The 17,319-nt window shown below is 73.5% G+C and carries 12 protein-coding genes; 2 read left to right on the top strand and 10 right to left on the bottom strand.

The features are described 5' to 3' along the window. Nucleotides 1–160: 160 nt before the first annotated feature. From ACF1CT_RS32795 to ACF1CT_RS32785, 3 genes are read right to left on the bottom strand one after another with little or no spacing between them, the layout of a single operon-like run. Complete coding sequence (locus ACF1CT_RS32795; protein ID WP_391787647.1) at nucleotides 161–1,222, bottom strand: FecCD family ABC transporter permease; 1,062 nt, start codon at nucleotides 1,220–1,222, stop codon at nucleotides 161–163. Then, nucleotides 1,219–2,253: a FecCD family ABC transporter permease gene (locus ACF1CT_RS32790; protein WP_391787646.1), complete on the bottom strand. Its 1,035-nt coding sequence runs from the start codon at nucleotides 2,251–2,253 to the stop codon at nucleotides 1,219–1,221. The genes ACF1CT_RS32795 and ACF1CT_RS32790 overlap by 4 nt, the downstream gene beginning before the upstream one ends. After that, nucleotides 2,250–3,281, bottom strand: a complete 1,032-nt coding sequence (locus tag ACF1CT_RS32785; protein ID WP_391787645.1) for an ABC transporter substrate-binding protein — start codon at nucleotides 3,279–3,281, stop codon at nucleotides 2,250–2,252. The genes ACF1CT_RS32790 and ACF1CT_RS32785 overlap by 4 nt, the downstream gene beginning before the upstream one ends. Before the next feature lie 167 nt (nucleotides 3,282–3,448). Between ACF1CT_RS32785 and ACF1CT_RS32780 the strand changes: the two genes are divergently transcribed. Together ACF1CT_RS32780 and ACF1CT_RS32775 are read left to right on the top strand one after the other, a co-directional pair. Further along, on the top strand, nucleotides 3,449–5,074 hold the full coding sequence (locus tag ACF1CT_RS32780; protein WP_391787644.1) for an ATP-binding cassette domain-containing protein: 1,626 nt from the start codon (nucleotides 3,449–3,451) through the stop codon (nucleotides 5,072–5,074). Continuing rightward, entirely contained in the window at nucleotides 5,071–6,672 is a 1,602-nt protein-coding gene (locus ACF1CT_RS32775) for an ATP-binding cassette domain-containing protein (RefSeq protein ID WP_391787643.1), read from the top strand. Before ACF1CT_RS32780 ends, ACF1CT_RS32775 begins: the two co-directional genes overlap by 4 nt. A 136-nt stretch (nucleotides 6,673–6,808) precedes the next feature. Here the strand turns inward: ACF1CT_RS32775 and ACF1CT_RS32770 are convergent, their stop codons facing one another. From ACF1CT_RS32770 to ACF1CT_RS32740, 7 genes are all read right to left on the bottom strand, one after another. Beyond that, on the bottom strand, nucleotides 6,809–7,360 hold the full coding sequence (locus ACF1CT_RS32770) for a MarR family winged helix-turn-helix transcriptional regulator (protein WP_391787642.1): 552 nt from the start codon (nucleotides 7,358–7,360) through the stop codon (nucleotides 6,809–6,811). Further along, nucleotides 7,357–9,528, bottom strand: a complete 2,172-nt coding sequence (locus tag ACF1CT_RS32765) for an MFS transporter (protein ID WP_391787681.1) — start codon at nucleotides 9,526–9,528, stop codon at nucleotides 7,357–7,359. Before ACF1CT_RS32765 ends, ACF1CT_RS32770 begins: the two co-directional genes overlap by 4 nt. A gap of 251 nt (nucleotides 9,529–9,779) precedes the next feature. Then, nucleotides 9,780–10,703, bottom strand: coding sequence for an LLM class F420-dependent oxidoreductase (locus ACF1CT_RS32760; protein ID WP_391787641.1), 924 nt, complete (start codon nucleotides 10,701–10,703; stop codon nucleotides 9,780–9,782). 227 nt (nucleotides 10,704–10,930) lie between these two features. Next, nucleotides 10,931–11,464 (bottom strand): DUF6985 domain-containing protein, encoded by a 534-nt coding sequence (locus tag ACF1CT_RS32755; protein WP_391787640.1) that lies wholly within the window; start codon nucleotides 11,462–11,464, stop codon nucleotides 10,931–10,933. Nucleotides 11,465–11,666: 202 nt separating this feature from the next. Further along, nucleotides 11,667–13,004: a hypothetical protein gene (locus ACF1CT_RS32750; protein WP_391787639.1), complete on the bottom strand. Its 1,338-nt coding sequence runs from the start codon at nucleotides 13,002–13,004 to the stop codon at nucleotides 11,667–11,669. After that, complete coding sequence (locus tag ACF1CT_RS32745; protein WP_391787638.1) at nucleotides 12,994–15,273, bottom strand: hypothetical protein; 2,280 nt, start codon at nucleotides 15,271–15,273, stop codon at nucleotides 12,994–12,996. The genes ACF1CT_RS32750 and ACF1CT_RS32745 overlap by 11 nt, the downstream gene beginning before the upstream one ends. A gap of 424 nt (nucleotides 15,274–15,697) precedes the next feature. After that, the gene (locus ACF1CT_RS32740) at nucleotides 15,698–17,290 is read right to left on the bottom strand and encodes an amidase family protein (RefSeq protein ID WP_391787637.1); all 1,593 of its coding nucleotides are present in this window, start codon (nucleotides 17,288–17,290) and stop codon (nucleotides 15,698–15,700) included. Nucleotides 17,291–17,319 lie beyond the last annotated feature (29 nt).

The following is a 17,319-nucleotide window of genomic DNA, read 5'->3' as shown; positions in this document are numbered from 1 at the left end:
GGGTGTGTCGGGCCCGGCCCCGCGCCCGCGCTCCCCCCCCCCCCCCCCGCCCCCCCCCCCCCCCCCGGGGGGGGGGGGGGGGGGGGGCGCCCCCCCCCCCCCGCCCCCCCCAACCCTCATACGTCCCGGGGCGGTTCGAACGGCCGCGTTCCGGGGGCCTTCACCGCTTTCGGCCGCCGCGCCGGGAGCCGAGCAGCAGCCAGAGCAGGTACGCGCCCCCGGCGCTCACGGTGACGACACCGGCCGGGAGCTGGACCGGGGCGAAGGCGTGCGCGGCGACCCAGTCGGCCCCGGCGAGCAGGAGGGCACCGACCAGGGCCGCCCCGGGAAGACTGATGCCCGGGGTGCGGCGGTACAGGAGCCGGGCGATCTGCGGGGCGGCGAGGGCCACGAACGCGAGGGGCCCGGCGACCGAGGTGGCGACCGCCGTCAGTGCCACCCCCACCGTCGCGAGGAGCAGCCGTCCCCGGACGACCCGCGCACCGAGGGCGGTGGCCACGTCGTCGCCGAGTTCGAGAACCCGCAGGGTGCGGACGAGGAACGGGCTGACGAGGGCGAGCGGTGCGAGGGCCAGCAGGGCCGGAACGGCGTGTTCCCAGCCCAGCGCGTCGAGACCGCCCGTGGTCCACTGGGCCGCGCGGGCGGCCACGCCCGTGTCGGCGCCGTACATCAGCCAGGTGTTGACCGAGGTGAGGATCGCGCTCACGGCGATTCCGGTGACGACGAACCGCGTGGTGGCCGTGGAGCGCCGGCCGCCGAGCGCGTACACGAGGGTCGCCGTGGCGAGCCCGCCGACGAGGGCGCCGAGCGCGGTTCGGGTGTACCCGGCGGCGCCGGTGAGCAGCACGGCCAGGGCACCGGTCGACGCGCCGGTGTTGAACCCGATCACGTCGGGACTGCCGAGCGGATTGCGGGTCAGTGTCTGGAAGATCGCCCCGGAGAGGCCCAGGGCGGCCCCGAGCGCCAGCGCGAGGAGGGCGCGGGGCAGGCGCCAGGTGAGGACCACCGTGGTGGTCAGCGGGTCCCCCCGCCCGATGAGCGCACGGACGACATCGGGGACGGGGACGGGGATGTCGCCCGCGGCCAGGGAGGCGAGGAGCACGGCCGCGCCCAGCACCGTCAGCGTCAGCGTGGTGGCGGGTGCCCGGTGTCGGTGCCCGCCCCCGGACCGACGACGGGCGGCGCCGGTGTGCGTGGGCGAGTGGGGCGTGGGGGCGGTCACCGGATGCGCCCCTTCCGGGAGTGGAGGAGCAGGAGGAGCAGCGGCGCCCCGAGGAAGGCGGTGACGACTCCGACGGGGAGTTCGCCCGGCCGGGCGACGAGCCGGGCGGCCACGTCGGCGGTCAGCAGCAGTACGGGTCCGGCGATGAGGGAGCCCAGCAGCAGACGCCGGGTGCCGGGTCCGATGAGCGGGCGCAGCAGATGAGGAACCATCAGTCCGAGGAATGACAGGGGCCCGGCCAGTGCGGTGGCCGAGCCCGCGAGCAGAGTGATCGCGGCGATGGCGACGACCCGGGTGAGATGGGTGCGGGTGCCGAGGCCCATGGCCAGTTCCTCGCCCATCGCCGAGATGTCCAGGCCCTTGGCGACGGTCAGCGCCGCGGTCAGCCCGGCGGCGACGAAGAGCGTGAGGAACGCGGTGGTTCCGGGCGGGATTCCGGCAAGGGTGCCGGCGCTCCAGGTGCGCATCGTGTCGAGGGTGCGGGGATCGAGCAGGGTCAGGGCGGCCTGGATCCCCGAGAGGACGGCGCCGAGCGCGACACCGACGAGGACCAGCTTTCCGGGGTGGCGGCTGCCGGTGGCCCCGGCGACGGCGACGATCAACGCGGTCACGGCGGCGGCCCCGGCGAAGGCGGACCAGACGGTGGCGGTGACGCCGGTGGACCCGGTGAGGGCGACGGTGAGGGTGACGGCGAAGCCGGAGCCGCTGTTGACCCCGAGCAGGCCGGGGTCGCCGAGCGGGTTGCGGGTCACGGCCTGGACAAGGATGCCCGCGGCGCCGAGCGCGGCCCCGGCGACGAGCCCCGCGGCCGTGCGCGGCACCCGGACCTCCCGGACCAGGGTGACGATGTCCGCCGGTCCGGTGTGGAGGAGTCCCTGGACGACCTGTTGGGCTCCGATGACCCGTGAGCCGAGCGCGACACTGGCGGCGGCGACGAACAGGAGGACGCCGCACCCGGCCCCGGCGAACGCGAGGACGCGGAAGCGGGGCCGGGGCGCGCGCCGTCCGACGGGCGAGGCGGAAGAGGTCATCGGGCAGCGGCGACGGTGGTGAGGGTGGGACGCAGTTCACCGATCAGCCAGGGCACGGCGACGGCGTTCGGGGACTGGAGCGCGGTCGCCGCCTCGATTCCGAGCGGCAGATACCGGTCGGACTTGACGATCCGGAGCCGGGACACGACGGGGTCGGACTCGAACTTCTCCTTGAGCGCGCCGCTCTGGTACGTCATGAAGAGGGCATCGGCGCGGTCGAACAGGGCGGCCCGTTCGTAGCTGACGTCGACGGCGCCCGGAACGGAGCCCTTCCCGTCCAGGTTCGCGACGGCGGGCAGCGGGGTCAGGCCGAGCCGGTTCATGAACCGGGCGGTCGCGTTGGTCTCCTCGGTGACCATCACGGCGAAACCGTCACGGGCCTGGCCGTACGCATACGTCCGGCCGGCCAGGCCGGGGAGATCGGCCTTGAGCTTCGCCACGGCCCGGTCGGCGGTGCCGAGGATCTTCCGGGCGCCCTTCTCGTCGCCGAGGGCCCGTCCGATCCGCAGCGTCTCCTCGGTGGCGTCCGCCTCGTAGAGCTGCTTCTCGTAGGTGACGACCGGTGCCACGGTGGACAGGCGCTTGTAGGTGGGCTCGTCGAGGGTGAAAGCGGTGCTCGCCAGGATGAGATCGGGTCCGAGCGCCGCTATCCGCTCCGTGTTGATGTTCATCGGGTCGAGCCAGGTCACGGAGTCGCCGAGCGGTTCGGCGTAGGGAAGGTTCTCGTCCCTCGTCTCCCCGCTGACGCTGCCGTAGCTCCTGACCGCTCCGACGATGTTCGCGCCCAGCGCGCCCGCCACGGCGGTGTCCGCATAGCCGAGGGTGACGACGCGGCGGGGCGCGGCGGCGACGGTGGCCGTGCCCCAGGCATTGGTGAAGGTGGCGGGAAAACCTCTGCTCGGCCCGCTTCCCGGGTCCGGGGAGGCGGAACCTCCCGCGCTCTTCGTGGCGGTGCAGCCGCTCAGAGCGATGGTGGCGGCGAGCAGGGCACCGAACAGGGGTGCCCACGGGCGGGAGGGGCGGCGCATGGTTCTCTCTTTCGCAGGGATCGTGTTCGCGTCAAAGCGCGTCGACGCGAGTCGAAACGCGTTGACGCGCGTGGGGTCGTCGCATGGGGAAACGCCCACGACCAGGCCTCTTCTTGAAGTAAGCCTACCCTTACTTTACTTGTATATTTTATGTGTACGATAAAGGCATGCCCATTTCTGCGAGGCCCGGTGTCGGACGGGCCCTCCACGGCTCCTTCACACGTCTCGCCGCAGGCACCGGCTGCGCGGCACTCGCCGCCGGGGCGGGAGTCGTACTCCTCGTGGCGGTCGTCGAGTTCACCCGCGATCCCGACCCCCGATGGGTGTGGCGGGGCGCCCTCTCCCTCGCCGTCGCGGGAGCGCTGAACTCCTTGTCGTCCTGGCTGGCGCACGGCGCGGAAGCGGATTTCGAACGCCGCCTCCGCCAGACCCTGGCGACCCACGTGTCCCGGCTCCCCACGTCCGCGCTGGCCCGTCTCGGAGCCTCCGGGCTGCGGACCCGGCTCGACGGCGACGTCGCGGCGCTGCACCACGCGGTGGCCCATCTGCCCGGCGAGATCGCGACCGTACTCATCGCCCCGCTCGCCGCCCTCGTCCTGCTGGCCGGGTACGCGGGCCCCCTCGGGCTCGTCGCGGTCCTGCCCGCCGCCTTGGCCGCCGTGTTCCACCTCGTGGTCATCCCACGGCGCTCACGGCGCTTCGCCGCGGACCGGGGCCGGACGGTCGGCCGTATCGTCACCGCCGTCGACGACATGGTCCGCGGCGCGGTGATCACCCGGGTCCACGGCGACGAGTCCGGAGCCTCGGCCCGCTACGCCACCGCCACCCGGGAGTTCGCACACAACTTCCGTGACTGGGTCGGACGGGTCGCGACCCCGGCGGCCGCCGCCACCGCGCTGCTCCGACCGAGTGTGACCCTGGCCGTCGCGATCTGCGTCGGCCACCGGATGCCGGTCCAGCAGTCCACCGCCGTCTGCGTGTTCGCCCTCGCCGCTCTCGCACCGGTCCTGCGCCTCGGCCACGGCCTGGACTACCTCGGCGCCGCCCGGGACGCGGCCCGGCGCATCAGCACCCTGCTCGCCGAACCCGTGCTGCACCCCGGTCCCGCGGAGCGCACTCCCGCACCGCGGAACGAAACCCCCACCGCCGCGTCCGGCGAACACGCCGAGGCCCCGGCATCCGCACCCGTGCTCCGCGCGGTCACCGTGAGAGCGGACGGACGACGGATCATCGGCCCGCTGAACCTGTCCGTCACACCGAACGCGGTCACCGCGGTGACCGGGCCCAGCGGATCGGGCAAGACCACTCTGCTGCGCCTGCTCGGCCGGGGCACCGACCCCGACGACGGCACGGTCGGCCTCGGCAACACCCCCTACCACGAACTGCCGCTGGAATCGATGGCGCGACGCGTCGCCACCGTTCCCCAGTCGCCCGGCGTCCTTCCCCGGAGCGTCCGCGAGAACCTGCTGCTCGCCCGTCCGCACGCCACCGACCCGGAAATCCGGACGGTACTGGAGGCCGTGGCGCTGGACATTCCGCTCGACGCCCCGGCCGGACCCCTGTCCGGCGGGGAGCGCCAACGCCTCGCCCTCGCCCGCGCCCTGCTCACCGGGGCGCCGGTGCTCGTGCTCGACGAACCCACCAGCGCCCTCGACCCCGACACGGCGGAAACGGTCATGAACACCCTGCTCGGCCTGCCCGGTCGCACCATCGTGCTGGCCACCCACGACCAGGCCCTCGCGGCACGCGCCGACCACCGGATCGTCCTGCGCGACGGGCAGGTGATCGCATGAGAACCGCTCTCGGCGCCGCAGCCGTGCGACGCGTACGCGCCACGGCCCTCGCCTGGACCGCCCTCACGGTCCTCGAAGCGACAACGGCGACACTGCTCGCCTCCACCCTCGTGAGGGGAACATCGCCGGTCTGGGCGGTGGCCGCGGCGATCCTCGTGCTCGGCGCCACCGTGCTGGTCTCCCGCGGCGGCTACCTCGCCGGGGCCGCCGTCGCCACCGACCTGTACCGTCGGCTCGGCCACGCACTGGTCCGGCTGCCGCTCGGCTGGTTCACCCATGACCACCGGGCGCTCGCCAACCGGATCGCGGGCGAGGGAATACCCAGGCTGATGGGCATCCCCGCGCACCTCGTGGAACTCCTCGTGCGAGGCACACTGACCCCGCCGCTCGTCGTCCTCGGTCTCGGAGCCGCCGTCGGCCGGACCCACGCCGCCGCACTGTTCGGCCTCCTCGTGGTCTCGTGCGCGGCACAGACGCTCGCCCAGCGGGCCCTCGCCCGCGCGGACGCGCACCGTCAGAAGGCCCGCGCCGCCTCGACCGAGGCGCTCCTGGAATTCTCCGAGCACCAGGAGCTGTACCGCTCCGCGACGGGAACCGCCGGAGCGGTACGACGACTGACGGACGCCTGGGACCGCGAGCACGCCGGTCTGCGACGACTCAACGCCGTCAGCGCCCCGGTGACCTTCGTCTCGGCACTGGCGACGGCCCTGCCCACGGGCGGGATGCTCGCCCTCTGCCTCGCTCTCGACGCCACTCCTTCCACGGCCTTCGCCGTGCTGCTGCTGACCCTGCTCGCCGCCGCCCCGATCGGCGAACTCGCGCTCCTCGGCGTGGCCGTCGGCGACACCCGCGCCGGGATCGACCAGTACGCCTCCCTCGTGACCGTGCCCCCACCGGCCGAGCCGCCGCACCCGCTTCCCCTGCCGCAGGACACCGGCCTCGGCATCGACCGTGTCACGTTCGCCCCGGTCCTGCACGAGGTGTCCCTGACCCTGCCGGCCGGATCCACCACCGTGATCACCGGACCGACCGGAAGCGGCAAGTCCACCCTGCTCAACCTCCTGCTGCGGGGCGACGACCCGGACAGCGGGAGCATCACCCTCGGCGGCACCGACCTGCGCGAACTCCCCGCCGCCGCCCGGCTCGGCCGCTTCGCCGTCCTTCCCCAGGAACCCACCCTGTTCGACGGGACGCTCGCCGACAACATCCGGGTGGGCGACCCGCACTCCGACACGGCCGCGCTGCGGGACGCGGCACTGCGCTCGGGCCTCGGCGGCCTGATCGACACCCATCCGGACGGCCTCGACCTCCAGGTCGGAGCCCGGGGAACAGCGCTCTCCGGCGGTGAACGTCAACGCGTCGCCCTCGCCCGTGCCCTGCTCAGAAACGCCCCGATCCTGCTTCTCGACGAGCCGACGGCCGCACTCGACCCCGCCACCGAGGCGTTCGTCACGGCCACCGTGAACGGCCTCCACTGCACCCGTGTCGTCGTCACCCACCGCGACCCGGCACCCTGGCGGCCCGACCGCGTCGTCCGCCTCGTCGACGGCCGTGTCACCGACGCGGAACAGGGGCGAACGGACCGGGTGGGCGGGTGACGGGCCACCGGAGGGCCCGGTACGCAGGGTGCGGGAGCGCCGCCCCCGACCCCGGGCGGCCGTACCCGTTCGGGCCGAGGAGCGTCCACACGTTCCGACGGAGGCGGTTTTGCCCGGCTCCGGCGTGCTGACGGTTTCAGGAGGGCGTCCCCTCCGTCCTCCGGCGACCCGATCGCCTCCCGGGGTGCGTGGCGAGCTCATGCGCCGGCAGATAGTCGGGCGCCAGTCGCCGGGCCAGCGAGTCCAGCAGGGGCACGGCGTCGGCGAGCACGGCGCGCCGGTCGTCGGGGAGTTCGGCGACGAGGGAGGCCAGCGCCTGGAGGCTGTCGCGACGGATGCTGTCCAGAACTGCCGTGCCGGCCGGGGTGAGGGCGATGAGGGAGGCGCGCTGGTCATGCGGGTCGGGACGACGGCCCACCAGCCCGGCGGCCACCAGGATGTCGACAAGCCGGGAGGCGCTGGGCTTGCCGATGCCCATGCCCCGGGCCAGGTCGCCGATCCGCAGGGGACCGTGCGCGGACAGGACACCCAGCGCGGTCAGGCGACTCGGGGTCAGGCCGTGCCGCTCCGCCGGGGCACGCAGCCCGTGGGCCAGACGTACCACGGCCGGCCGCAGGCGCGCCGCGGTCTCGTCGCGGTCCGGGGGAGGAGCCGGGGCCCCGGGCCCCACGCGCGGCTGCCCGTTCATGAGCGGATGCCGTCCAGCCTGAGATACAGGGCGCCGCCCGTCCCGTCCGGTCCGGCCTGCGTGGTTTCGGGCCCGCTGGGGGCGGCGAGCCCATGGGGCAGGCCGGGCAGCCGGAACCGGCCGTCGCCGCCGGTGGTGGCATGGGCCACCACCGTGCCGCCCGGATCGAGGGCCCGCAACGCCGCGCCGGGCAACGGACTGTCCCGTCCCGGCCCGCAGACCATGCCGACGAGCTGCCCGTTCGCCCCCGGGGCGGCGGCCCGGCCGTCGCCGTCGACCGCCATCGCGTAGACGGCCGGCCGGTAGCCACGCGCGGTGACGACCAGCGTGTACGCATCGGGACGCGCGTCCCCGGCGCGGTGGTGCCCCTCGCCGTCCGCCCCCACCCGCACGGCGTCGGGACGGGCCGTCGACGGGACGGAAGACGCGGCGTCGTGGTCGCGATCGCCGGACGGACCACGGGACACGGAGGGCGCGAACACCCGTTCCGGTGCCATCGCACCGTGTGCCGTCCCCGGAACCGGCGGCGCGGGGGCGGCGGACTCCGCTTCCCCCGCGGTGGTCGGCCGGTCGGTGTGCACGTACTTGCCGCCGCGCAGCCAGGAGGCCACGGCGGCGACGAGGCAGGCGACGACGGCGAACCCGAACGCGGTGGTCAGGCCCTTCGCGAACGGCCCGGAGATCAGGGCGGGAAAGAAGCCGCGCCCGGTCAGATAGGCGACGTGGCCGGCCGGCAGATGCGCGAGCGCCTCGGGTCCGAGCAGTGTCCGGACGGGGTTGTAGCCCAGCAACGAGGCGAACAGCACGGAGACGGGAGGCAGAGCCGCCACCCGCTCCGCGTCGTCGGCCGGGACGCCCTGGGCGACCAGTCCGTGGGACAGGGTGTGCGGGAGCGTGGCGGCCAGGCCGAGAATCATCAGACTGAAGAACACCCCGATCGACAGCACCAGCGACGAGTTCTGGAAGGTGGTGCTCATCCCGCCACCGACACCACGTTGGTCCGCGGGCAGACTGTTCATGATCCCCGCCCGGTTGGGGGAGGCGAACAACCCCATCCCGATCCCGTTCAGCAACAGGACCGAGGCAAAGGTCCCGTAGGAGAAGTCCACCGGCAGGAGCGCCAGGAGCACGAAACTGCCGGCCGCGACGATCATGCCACCGGTGGCGAACGGCCGTGCCCCGAAGCGGTCCGACAGCCAGCCCGAAACCGGTCCGGCGACGAGGAACCCGACGGTGAGCGGCAGCATGTAGATGCCTGCCCACAACGGGGTCTGGGCGAAGCTGTAGCCGTGCCGGGGCAGCCAGATGCCCTGCAACCAGATGATGAGAATGAACATCAGCCCGCCGCGGCCCATGCCGGACAGCAGGCTCGCGAGGTTCCCGGCGGCGAACGCACGAATCCGGAACAGACTCATCCGGAACATTGGATCGGCGACCCGGGTCTCCACGAAGCAGAAGACCAGCAGCACCACCACGCCGCCGAGCAGCGCGGCCAGCACCGCGGGGTTGGTCCAGCCCATGGTGTTCCCCCGGTAGGGCTGGATGCCGTAGGTGATGCCCACGAGCACCGAGATCAGCCCCACGGCGAAGGTGACATTGCCCCACCAGTCGAGCCGGGCGGGCCGCCGGATGCCGGTGTCGTGGAGCTTCCGGTACGCCCAGAACGTGCCGAACACCCCGAACGGCACGGACACCAGGAACACCAGACGCCATTCGACGGGAGCGAGCAGTCCGCCGAGCACCAGACCCATGAACGAACCCGCGATGCCCGCGACCTGGTTCAGGCCCAGTGCGAGGCCGCGCTGGTCCGCCGGGAACGCGTCGGTGATGATCGCGTTGGAATTGGCCATCAGCATCGCGCCGCCGACGCCCTGGGCCACCCGCATCAGGATCAGCCACAGCGCGGCAGCCGTGCCGTGCGTCCATGTCAACGACAACAGCACCGAGAACACACTGAAGACCGCGAATCCCGCGTTGTACATGCGGACCCGGCCGTAGATGTCGCCCATCCTGCCGAAGGTGACCACGAACGCCGCGGTGACCACCAGATATCCCATGATCAACCACAGCAGCAGGCTCGTGTTCCCCGGCTCCAGCGGGTCGATTCGGATGCCGCGGAAGATGTCGGGCAGCGCGATCAGCATGATCGACCCGTTGATCGTGGCCATCAGCACACCCAGCGTGGTGTTGGACAGCACGATCCACCTGTACCGCAGGCGGGATGTCTCGGCGGCGACTCGGGCCCGTCGCCGCCCCGCGCGGTCCACCGCGGGTGTCGCGGACATGGGCACCTCGACAAGGAGGGCTGATTTGGTTGCTTGTCCCAAACTAACTCTCCGTTCCGGCTTTATCGACCCCGCGGCGGACCCCGCCGTACCGCCCGCCCGTGCTCGCCGTGCTTCGTCCGGGCGGCGGGGTGTCAGTCCGCCAGTTGCCCGAGCAGGGCCCAGGTACGGCGCCGATCGGCATCGCCCGCGATCTCCGTTCCCGAGAACACCACCTCGGTGGCCCCGGCATCCCGGTAGCGTCGCACCGCTGCGGCGACTTTCCGTTCGTCACCGATCACGGCCAGATCAGCGGCCCGCTTACCGCCGGAGAGTTCGATGACCCGTGCGTAGGACGGGATCTGTTCGTAGAACGCGAGCTGTTCGGTGGCTTTCTCGCGCACGGAGTCGGTGTTGTCGGTCACCACCCCGGGGACCAGTGCCACGACGCGTGGCGCGGGCCGGCCGGCGGCCTCCGCCGCGGCGGTGACCGCGGGGACGATGTGTTCGGCAAGGGCGCGTGGTCCGGCGAGATAGGGAAGGATCCCGTCCGCAAGCTCCCCGCTGGCACGCAGCGCCTGGGGGCCCATCGCGGCCACGAGCAGGGGAACGCCGGCCTCCGCGCCCGGCACGCGCGCGGGGACCGGTGTGGTGGCGGTCAGCATTTCGCCGTGGAAGTCGGCGCTGCCGGTCTCGGTCAACTGGCGTAGCGCGACGAGGAACTCACGCAGTCTGGCGACGGGCCGCTCGAACGGGATACCGAAGCCCGCCTCGGTGAGGAGCCTGGTGCCGAGGGCGAGCCCGAGGTGGTAGCGGCCGTGCGTGGCCGCTTGCGCGGTCTGGGCCTGGCTGGAGACGAGCAGTGGGTGGCGCCCGAAGACGGGGATCGCCGAGGTACCCACCTGCAGGTCCGGTACCTCACGTCCGACGATCGCGGCGAGTTGGGGCGAGTCCGCTCCGAAGGTCTGTCCGAACCAGGCGGAACGCAGCCCCGCTGCCGCGGCTTCTCCGGCGAGGCGGACGGTGGCGTCGATCTGGTTGTCGGCATCGGTCGCGTTGAGCGCAACTCCTACAGTCATGCCTCGGCAAACCACAGGGTGGCGGCGGTGCATTCCGGTTCGTGTGTGTCGCTCTTGTGTCGGCTGGCCGCCGTTCGACGGGCGCACACGCAGAACCGCTGAACTCAGTTGCGCTTGAAGTTCAATGCCGGGCGCCGGTGAGTCCGGCGGAGGCGTTCCTTCAGCTCAGTCGCCTTGCCGGAGCGGACGGCCGTATCAGTGCGCCGGCGGGCCGGGCGGCGCGTTCATCACGGTGCGGCGCGATGGTAGACGACGTCCGTGAGGTCGTCACGGCCGTAGGCGGACGCGTTGCTCAGGTGTCCGTCGAACGGGCCGGCCTTGGTCACGGCGCGGCCGCCGCGGAAGACGATCTGAAGGCCGTGCTCCCGCTCCCAGCCGCAGGACGACGTGTTCGACAGGCATACCTGCCGATCGCCGGACCAGTCCCGCTCGACCGTCACCTCCCAGCCGAACTCGATGTGGTCCCACACGTCGTCGGGGCGGTCCATCGTCACGTCGCAGTCGATGCCGAGACCGGCCAGACCGGCCCGGACGTCCTGGTAGTAGGCGAAGACGAACGGCGCAGACGCGCGCAACGCCGAGGCGTCGAGGGCGAGAAACGCGTCGATCGCCGTGTGGAAGTCCTCCCGCGCGTCATCGTCGTCGTAGCCGACCACGATGAACTGGCACTCCGTGTCGTCCAGTACCGGCACGGTGATCGGATCGCTCATGTAGGAATCGTCATCGTCCTCGACGACGGTCCCGAGACCGGGTATCTCCATGAGGAGCCACTCTAGGCCGTGTGCCGTCGCCCGGCCGTCACCGGCCGCCCCGAACGCGGAGGGCGACGGCGCGTCATGCCGATCGCGCCACCACACGCTCGGCCCGGGACCGGCGCAGGGGGAAGCGGGGAAGTACGGACACCGCCCCTCGGCGTTCCGGCCGTCCCGGGGCGGGTGCGCTTCGCCGGAGGGCACGTCGGGCTCAGTCCTCGGCCGCGCCGCGGTGGTCCTCGGACTGCTGCCGGGCGCGACTGAACTCGCCGACGCCGATCCGGGAGGCGAGAGAGTCGTCGGGTCCGGACAGCAGGGAGCCGTAGCCGGTGGCGGCCCACAGGCTGCGTTCGGCGGGCACCTCGAAGTAGGGGACGGTGCGCCCCCGGTCCCGGACCGCCAGCACCTGCGGCGCGCGGCGGGCGCGCAGTGCCCGGCCGCAGTCCTCGCAGACCGCGACATCGGCCCGCTCCCGGCGGCCGAGCGGGCGCCAGGTGGTCCGGCGGACGGCGGTGCCGTGCCGGGGGTCGAAGAAGCACAGCGGGAGCGCGGGGTCCGGGGCCAGGGCGGAGCGCCCCTCGGCGGCCAGGGCCAGCACCCCGATGAGGTCGGGGAGGCCCCGCGCGGTGTCCAGCACCCGGCCGGCCGCGTCGTAGGCGTCCAGGGCCCGGCCGAGGCCCGGTACGGCGGCGCCGTCGGCGTGTTCCACGGCCTCGCCGAGGGCCAGCAGTTCGGCGGCGGCCCGGCGGCGCAGCCCGGCCTCGTCGGCGGCCTGTTCGGCGGCGAAGACGGCGTCGGGGAAGGTGAAGGCGGTGTGCCCGGGCGAGCGGCGGCGGCGTACCAGGAAGGCGGTGCCGCCCGCGGCGAGGACGAGCACCGCGGCGACCGCGGGCAGGGTCCACGCGCCGCCGGAGGAGGAGCCGGAGGCGTTCTCCCCGGCCTCGGGCCGGGCCGAGTACTCCCTGTCGATCCTGGCGGTCTCGGCCTTGTAGACCTCGGTGCCGTTGCCGGCCTCGATCAGTTCCACGGCCCTGCCGACCCGGGCGGCCAGTCCGGCGTCGTCGAGCTCTTCGAGGAAGCCGACGGCGGAGGCGGCGTCGCGGGCCTGATGGGCGTCGGTGGGCCACTCGGTGCCGGTGAGCCACTTCCCGTACTCGTTGGTGGTGATCAGGATCAGTTGCTGCAGGCCGAGTCGTTCCTTGACCACCGCGGCGAGAGTGCGGGAGTCCCCGCCGAAGGCGTCGCCCTTCTTCAGGGGCACCAGCACCACCTTGATCGGCAGACCGGTCGCGGCGATCTGGTCGGCCAGGGCCTGCTGCTGGGCCGGGTTGACGGCGGCAGCGTAGGACGGGTCGACGTAGACGGGGTCGGTGGCCAGCGCCTCGGCGATCGTCGTGGCGCTCGGCCCGGTTCCCGGGGTCGTGGCCCGGGCGGGCGCGCCGACGCCGAGCAGTGCCGCGCAGGCCAGCAGAAGGGCGGAGAGCAGCACGGCGGCGAGGCCGAGGGAAGTGCCGGCCGGGCGGTCACCGGTGAGTCGGTCACTGGACACTTGCGGACTCCCTGGCCCTGAGGATGAGTGTTTCGATCCCTTCACGGGCGGCCGGCAGGACCTGCCCGGCCTCGTGCCAGGCGGTCCGGGTGCGGCCGTCCGCCCCCGGCAGGCGCAGCAGCCGTTCGGTGAGCAGCCGTTCACGGGCGGCCGGATCGGCGGCGCCGCTGCGCAACGCGTCCCGGCAGGCGGGGCACAGCCGCCCGGACCCGGAGCCGGGGCCGGTTCCGATGTCGGCGAGCCACCTCGGGACCCCGCCGCCGGTGGCCTCGCCGTGCAGCGGGTTGAGCCAGCAGAGAGCGGGGTGGAGGTGTCCTCCGAGGGCGGCGAGTCCGGCCTGGGCGAGCACCGCGACGGCGGCCAGATCGCCCGCCCCGGCAGCACGGTCGGAGCGTTCGTCGCCGGTGTCGGCCAGCAGTTCGGCGGCGTCCAGGCAGTCCCAGGCGCGGGCGCGGCCGGGCGCGTCCTGACCGGCGGCGGCCAGCCGGCCGGTGAGTTCGCGGACGTCGGCGCCGGCCCAGGCGCGCAGTTGGCGGACGGACGGCAGCGCCGTGCCGTGCCGGGGCCCGGCGTGCTGTGGCGGTGACGGGTCGGCCGCGGGGCCGCGGCGGGACCGCGACAGGGCCCGGGCGATGGCGATCATCAGCCAGGCGATCAGCAGCAGCGCGCCCAGCAGCATCGTGCCGAGCATGATCCCGGGCCCGAAGTCGTTGCTGAACAAGCCGGGCAGCCGGTTGTCGCGCAGCGGGGGCAGTGCGGTGTCGCGGGGCGCGGAGTCGTACCCCTTCTCCGGCCGGGCGGTGGCGACGGCGTCCAGGGTTTGGCCGAGGCGTGGCACCACCCGCAGGTCGCCGTCGCCGCGGTACTCCGGGTAGCGGACGGTGGACGGCAGGCGCGTGAAGCGGCGCGAGGCGTCCTGGCCGGTGCCGAAGGTGTCCAGGTCGATCCGGCCGGACACCGGATCGATCAGCACGTAGACGCCGTTCTGGCCGGTGCGCTGGTGGACCCGGGCGAGCAGGACGCCGCTGCTGCCGCCGCTCTCGTCGTCGCTGCCGGTCGGTGTCACCAGCACGTGCACCGGGCCGTTGGGCGCGAGTTCGGCGATCCGCCGCCGGATCGCGGGCAGGTCGGCGGAGGTCAGTACGTTCGCGGTCGACGGGTCCTGGTAGACGGGTCCGGCGGCGAGTCCGGCGGCGACCTCCTCCACCCTGGCGTCCAGGTCGCCCTGGGTGACGTCGAGATACGGGCTGTCGACGGTCTGCGGGAAGACGGTGGGCGCGGCCAGCACCACGGCGACCGCGGCGGCCGCCGTCGCCACCGCCGTCACCGGCAGCACGCCGCGTCGGCGGGTGGCGGGCCAGGTGGTGCGGGCCTGGGCCTTCGGCTTCACCGCGGCCCTGCCGGATCCCTCGACCCGCGTCCTGCCGGAGCCCCTTCCCCGGCCGACGACCGTGTTCTCGGTCAGGGTGACGGCCGCGGGCTTCGAGACGGCGGCCGTCTTCTCCCCGGCCGGCCGCGGCCGACCGGGGCGGCGGCGGGAGAGCCGGATACCGAGGGCCAGCACCAGGCCGGGGAGCACCACTACGGCCAGGCCGAGCAGCAGGTTCTGGTTCTGCCGGTCGGTGGAGCTGATGTACAGGTCGGGCTTGCCGTCCTCGTGGTAACGGTCGTACAACTCGTCGGCCTGTGCGGCGGCCCGGTCGTGGCCGGAGGCGATCGCGTCGACGAAGGACTCGAACGCGGCGAGCGGGCCGGCCCCGTACGGAGTGCCGTACAGGGCGACGCGGCGGGCCTCGTCGACCGGGACGTCGACGCCGAACGCGGAGGCGACGACGCTGCTGTGGTCACCGATCAGCACGTACAGGCCGTTCTCGCCGAGCCGGTCGTGCACCAGCGCGAGCAGCGTGGCGTCGCCCGCGGGCAGCGCCAGCACGTAGGTCGGTACGCCCGTGCGCCCGGCGAGGGCGGCGATGTCCGGGGCGAGCGAGCGGGGCAGTTCACGTGGACGTCCGGCCGAGACGTAGACCGGGTCCTTGCGCAGTTCCTCGGCCAGACGTCCGGACTGGGTTGCGCTGTCGGCGAGTCGACCGGACGACGCGGTGGTGGCGGTCGCCGTGGGCATCGCCGTGGCGTCCGACTCGGTGCTCCGTTCGGCCGCGACGGCCGTTCCGGCGCCGCCGAGCAGTACGAGGGCCGCGAGCGCCGTGCCCGCCCGCGCCCCGAACGTCCCCGTCCGTCCCTGTCTCCGTCTCCCCGACAGTGTCCGCATCGGGCCCTCCCCGGTGGTTCGGCCCGTCACTTTACCCGCGCTTGGTCCCGACGCGTACGGATACCTCCTGGTCCGGGGCGGCGCGAGGTGGGTGGGCCGGCGGCGCGGGCACATGGCCGGGCAGCAGGAAGAGGGGCCGGGGCTTCGGTGTCGCCCCTCGTCCCCCGTCGGTGGGGGCGCCCCTCGGCCCGCCCCCACCGTCCACCGCCGGCACCTGGATCGCGCCCGTCACCGGCCCCGGGCCGACGCGATCACCAGCGCGTTCGACGGAGGTGTGATGCCCGGCGCACGAGCCCCACCGGCCGTCGGCCACGGGACACGGGCTCCGGGAACCACCGTGCTCGGCGGCGGTCACCGGAATCCCGGAAGCGCGCGGTTCGGCGACGGCGCCGGCCGACGGGCGGCGGCGCCGTCGCCGACCGCCTCACCGAGTGGCGTCGGACGCCACCGAGGGCAGGTACCGCGGTGCCCGCCACGCATGCAACCGCTGCTCCACCGCCGCGCCCAGCGACAGCAGCGCGGCGTCCTGGCGGTCGCCGGCCATCAGGAGCAGGCCGACCGGCAACTCGCCGACGAACCCGGCGGGCACGGACAGCGAGGGGTACCCGGCGACGGCCGCCGGTGTGGACGACGGGATCACGTCGTTGTCGCCCCGCGCACAGTCGGTCGTCCAGGCGGGCGGGTTCGCCGGTGAGGCGATGGCGTCCAGGTCATGGGCGGCCATGGTCTCGTCGATGGACCGCCGGGAGAGGTCCTTCAACTCGGCGCGCATGGCCCGGTAGCGCGGATCCTCGGTCGACGGCGCGGCCAGGGCCTGCTCGAACAGCTCCTGACCGGCGAAGCAGGTCTGCTCGGCCGGGTGCGTGCGGTTGAACTCGATCAGCCCGGCGAGGTCGCGAGGCCCGTTGCGGGTGGACAGGTAGGCGTCGATGTCCCGGTGGAACTCGCTCAGCAGCGCCGGGAACTCAAGTGCGGCGAGCCTGTCCTGGTACGGCGGCGTCACTTCGACGACCTGGGCCCCCGCGGCACGCAGCCGTGCCGCGGTCCGCTTCATCAAGGCGTCCACCCCGGCGCCGAGCGACGGGAGCCGCCACAGGCCGATCCGCTTGCCGCGCAGGCCGCCGGGGCGCGTTGCCGCGTCCGTGGGACCGAAGGCACCGTCGCCGCTGAGCACCGAGAGGGTGATCGCGGTGTCGATGACGTTGCGTGCCATGGGTCCTGCCGTGTCCTGCTCGGCCGAGATCGGGACGACTCCCGACTGACTGACCAGCCCCAGGCTGGGTTTGTGGCCGACGACTCCGTTCATCCCGGCCGGGCACACGATGGAACCGTCCGTCTCGGTGCCGATCGCCACCTGTGCCAACGACGCGGCGAGCGCGGCGGCCGAACCGGAGGACGACCCGCACGGATTCCTGTCCAGGACGTACGGGTTGTTCGTCTGCCCGCCCACCGCCGACCAGCCCGATGTCGGCTTCTCCGCGCGGAAGTTGGCCCACTCGGACATGTTGGCCTTGCCGAGGATCACCGCGCCTGCCGCGCGCAGCCTCACGACCAGGTCCGCGTCCTTGGCCGGTGGCCTTCCGGCCAGCGCCGACGACCCCGCCGTCGTCGGCATGTCGTGGGTGTTCACATTGTCCTTGAGCAGGACGGGGATGCCGTCGAGCGGACCGCGGGTCCTTCCCAGGCGATGCCTGACATCGCTGGCGGCCGCCTGACGCAGGGCCGTCGGGCTGGTGCGCAGCACCGCGTCGATCTTCGGGTCGATGGCCTTGATCCGCCGGAGGTACGACAGGGTCAGCTCCGACGAGGTAAGGGAGCCGCGCTTCATGCGCGCCTGCAACTCGGGGATCGTCACCGTGTCCAGGTCCACTCCGCGCAGGAGCGTCGACCCGGTGCGGGACGAGGAACCGTCGGCACCGGCGTCGGCGGCCACCGCATGCTGCCCCGGCACACCCGTCGCGAGCAGGGGGGCCACGGTCAGGGCCGCGGTCAGTGCCGCAATGCTTCTCTTCTTCATGGGAGACAGCCCACTCCAGGAGGATCACC

Source organism: Streptomyces sp. NPDC014734, from assembly GCF_043083325.1.
Classification (GTDB): domain Bacteria; phylum Actinomycetota; class Actinomycetes; order Streptomycetales; family Streptomycetaceae; genus Streptomyces.
Note: the sequence above shows the minus strand (reverse complement) of the source record. Positions and strands in the feature narration are given on the sequence as shown.

Bases quoted from the DNA above. Each gene is read 5' to 3' on its own strand.
- ACF1CT_RS32780 (WP_391787644.1), top strand. From the start codon at position 3,449: ATGCCCATTTCTGCGAGGCCCGGTGTCGGACGGGCCCTCCACGGCTCC.
- ACF1CT_RS32760 (WP_391787641.1), bottom strand. From the start codon at position 10,703: ATGACTGTAGGAGTTGCGCTCAACGCGACCGATGCCGACAACCAGATC.
- ACF1CT_RS32740 (WP_391787637.1), bottom strand. From the start codon at position 17,290: ATGAAGAAGAGAAGCATTGCGGCACTGACCGCGGCCCTGACCGTGGCC.
- ACF1CT_RS32770 (WP_391787642.1), bottom strand. From the start codon at position 7,360: ATGAACGGGCAGCCGCGCGTGGGGCCCGGGGCCCCGGCTCCTCCCCCG.
- ACF1CT_RS32790 (WP_391787646.1), bottom strand. From the start codon at position 2,253: ATGACCTCTTCCGCCTCGCCCGTCGGACGGCGCGCGCCCCGGCCCCGC.
- ACF1CT_RS32785 (WP_391787645.1), bottom strand. From the start codon at position 3,281: ATGCGCCGCCCCTCCCGCCCGTGGGCACCCCTGTTCGGTGCCCTGCTC.
- ACF1CT_RS32775 (WP_391787643.1), top strand. From the start codon at position 5,071: ATGAGAACCGCTCTCGGCGCCGCAGCCGTGCGACGCGTACGCGCCACG.
- ACF1CT_RS32745 (WP_391787638.1), bottom strand. From the start codon at position 15,273: ATGCGGACACTGTCGGGGAGACGGAGACAGGGACGGACGGGGACGTTC.
- ACF1CT_RS32755 (WP_391787640.1), bottom strand. From the start codon at position 11,464: ATGGAGATACCCGGTCTCGGGACCGTCGTCGAGGACGATGACGATTCC.
- ACF1CT_RS32765 (WP_391787681.1), bottom strand. From the start codon at position 9,528: ATGGCCACGATCAACGGGTCGATCATGCTGATCGCGCTGCCCGACATC.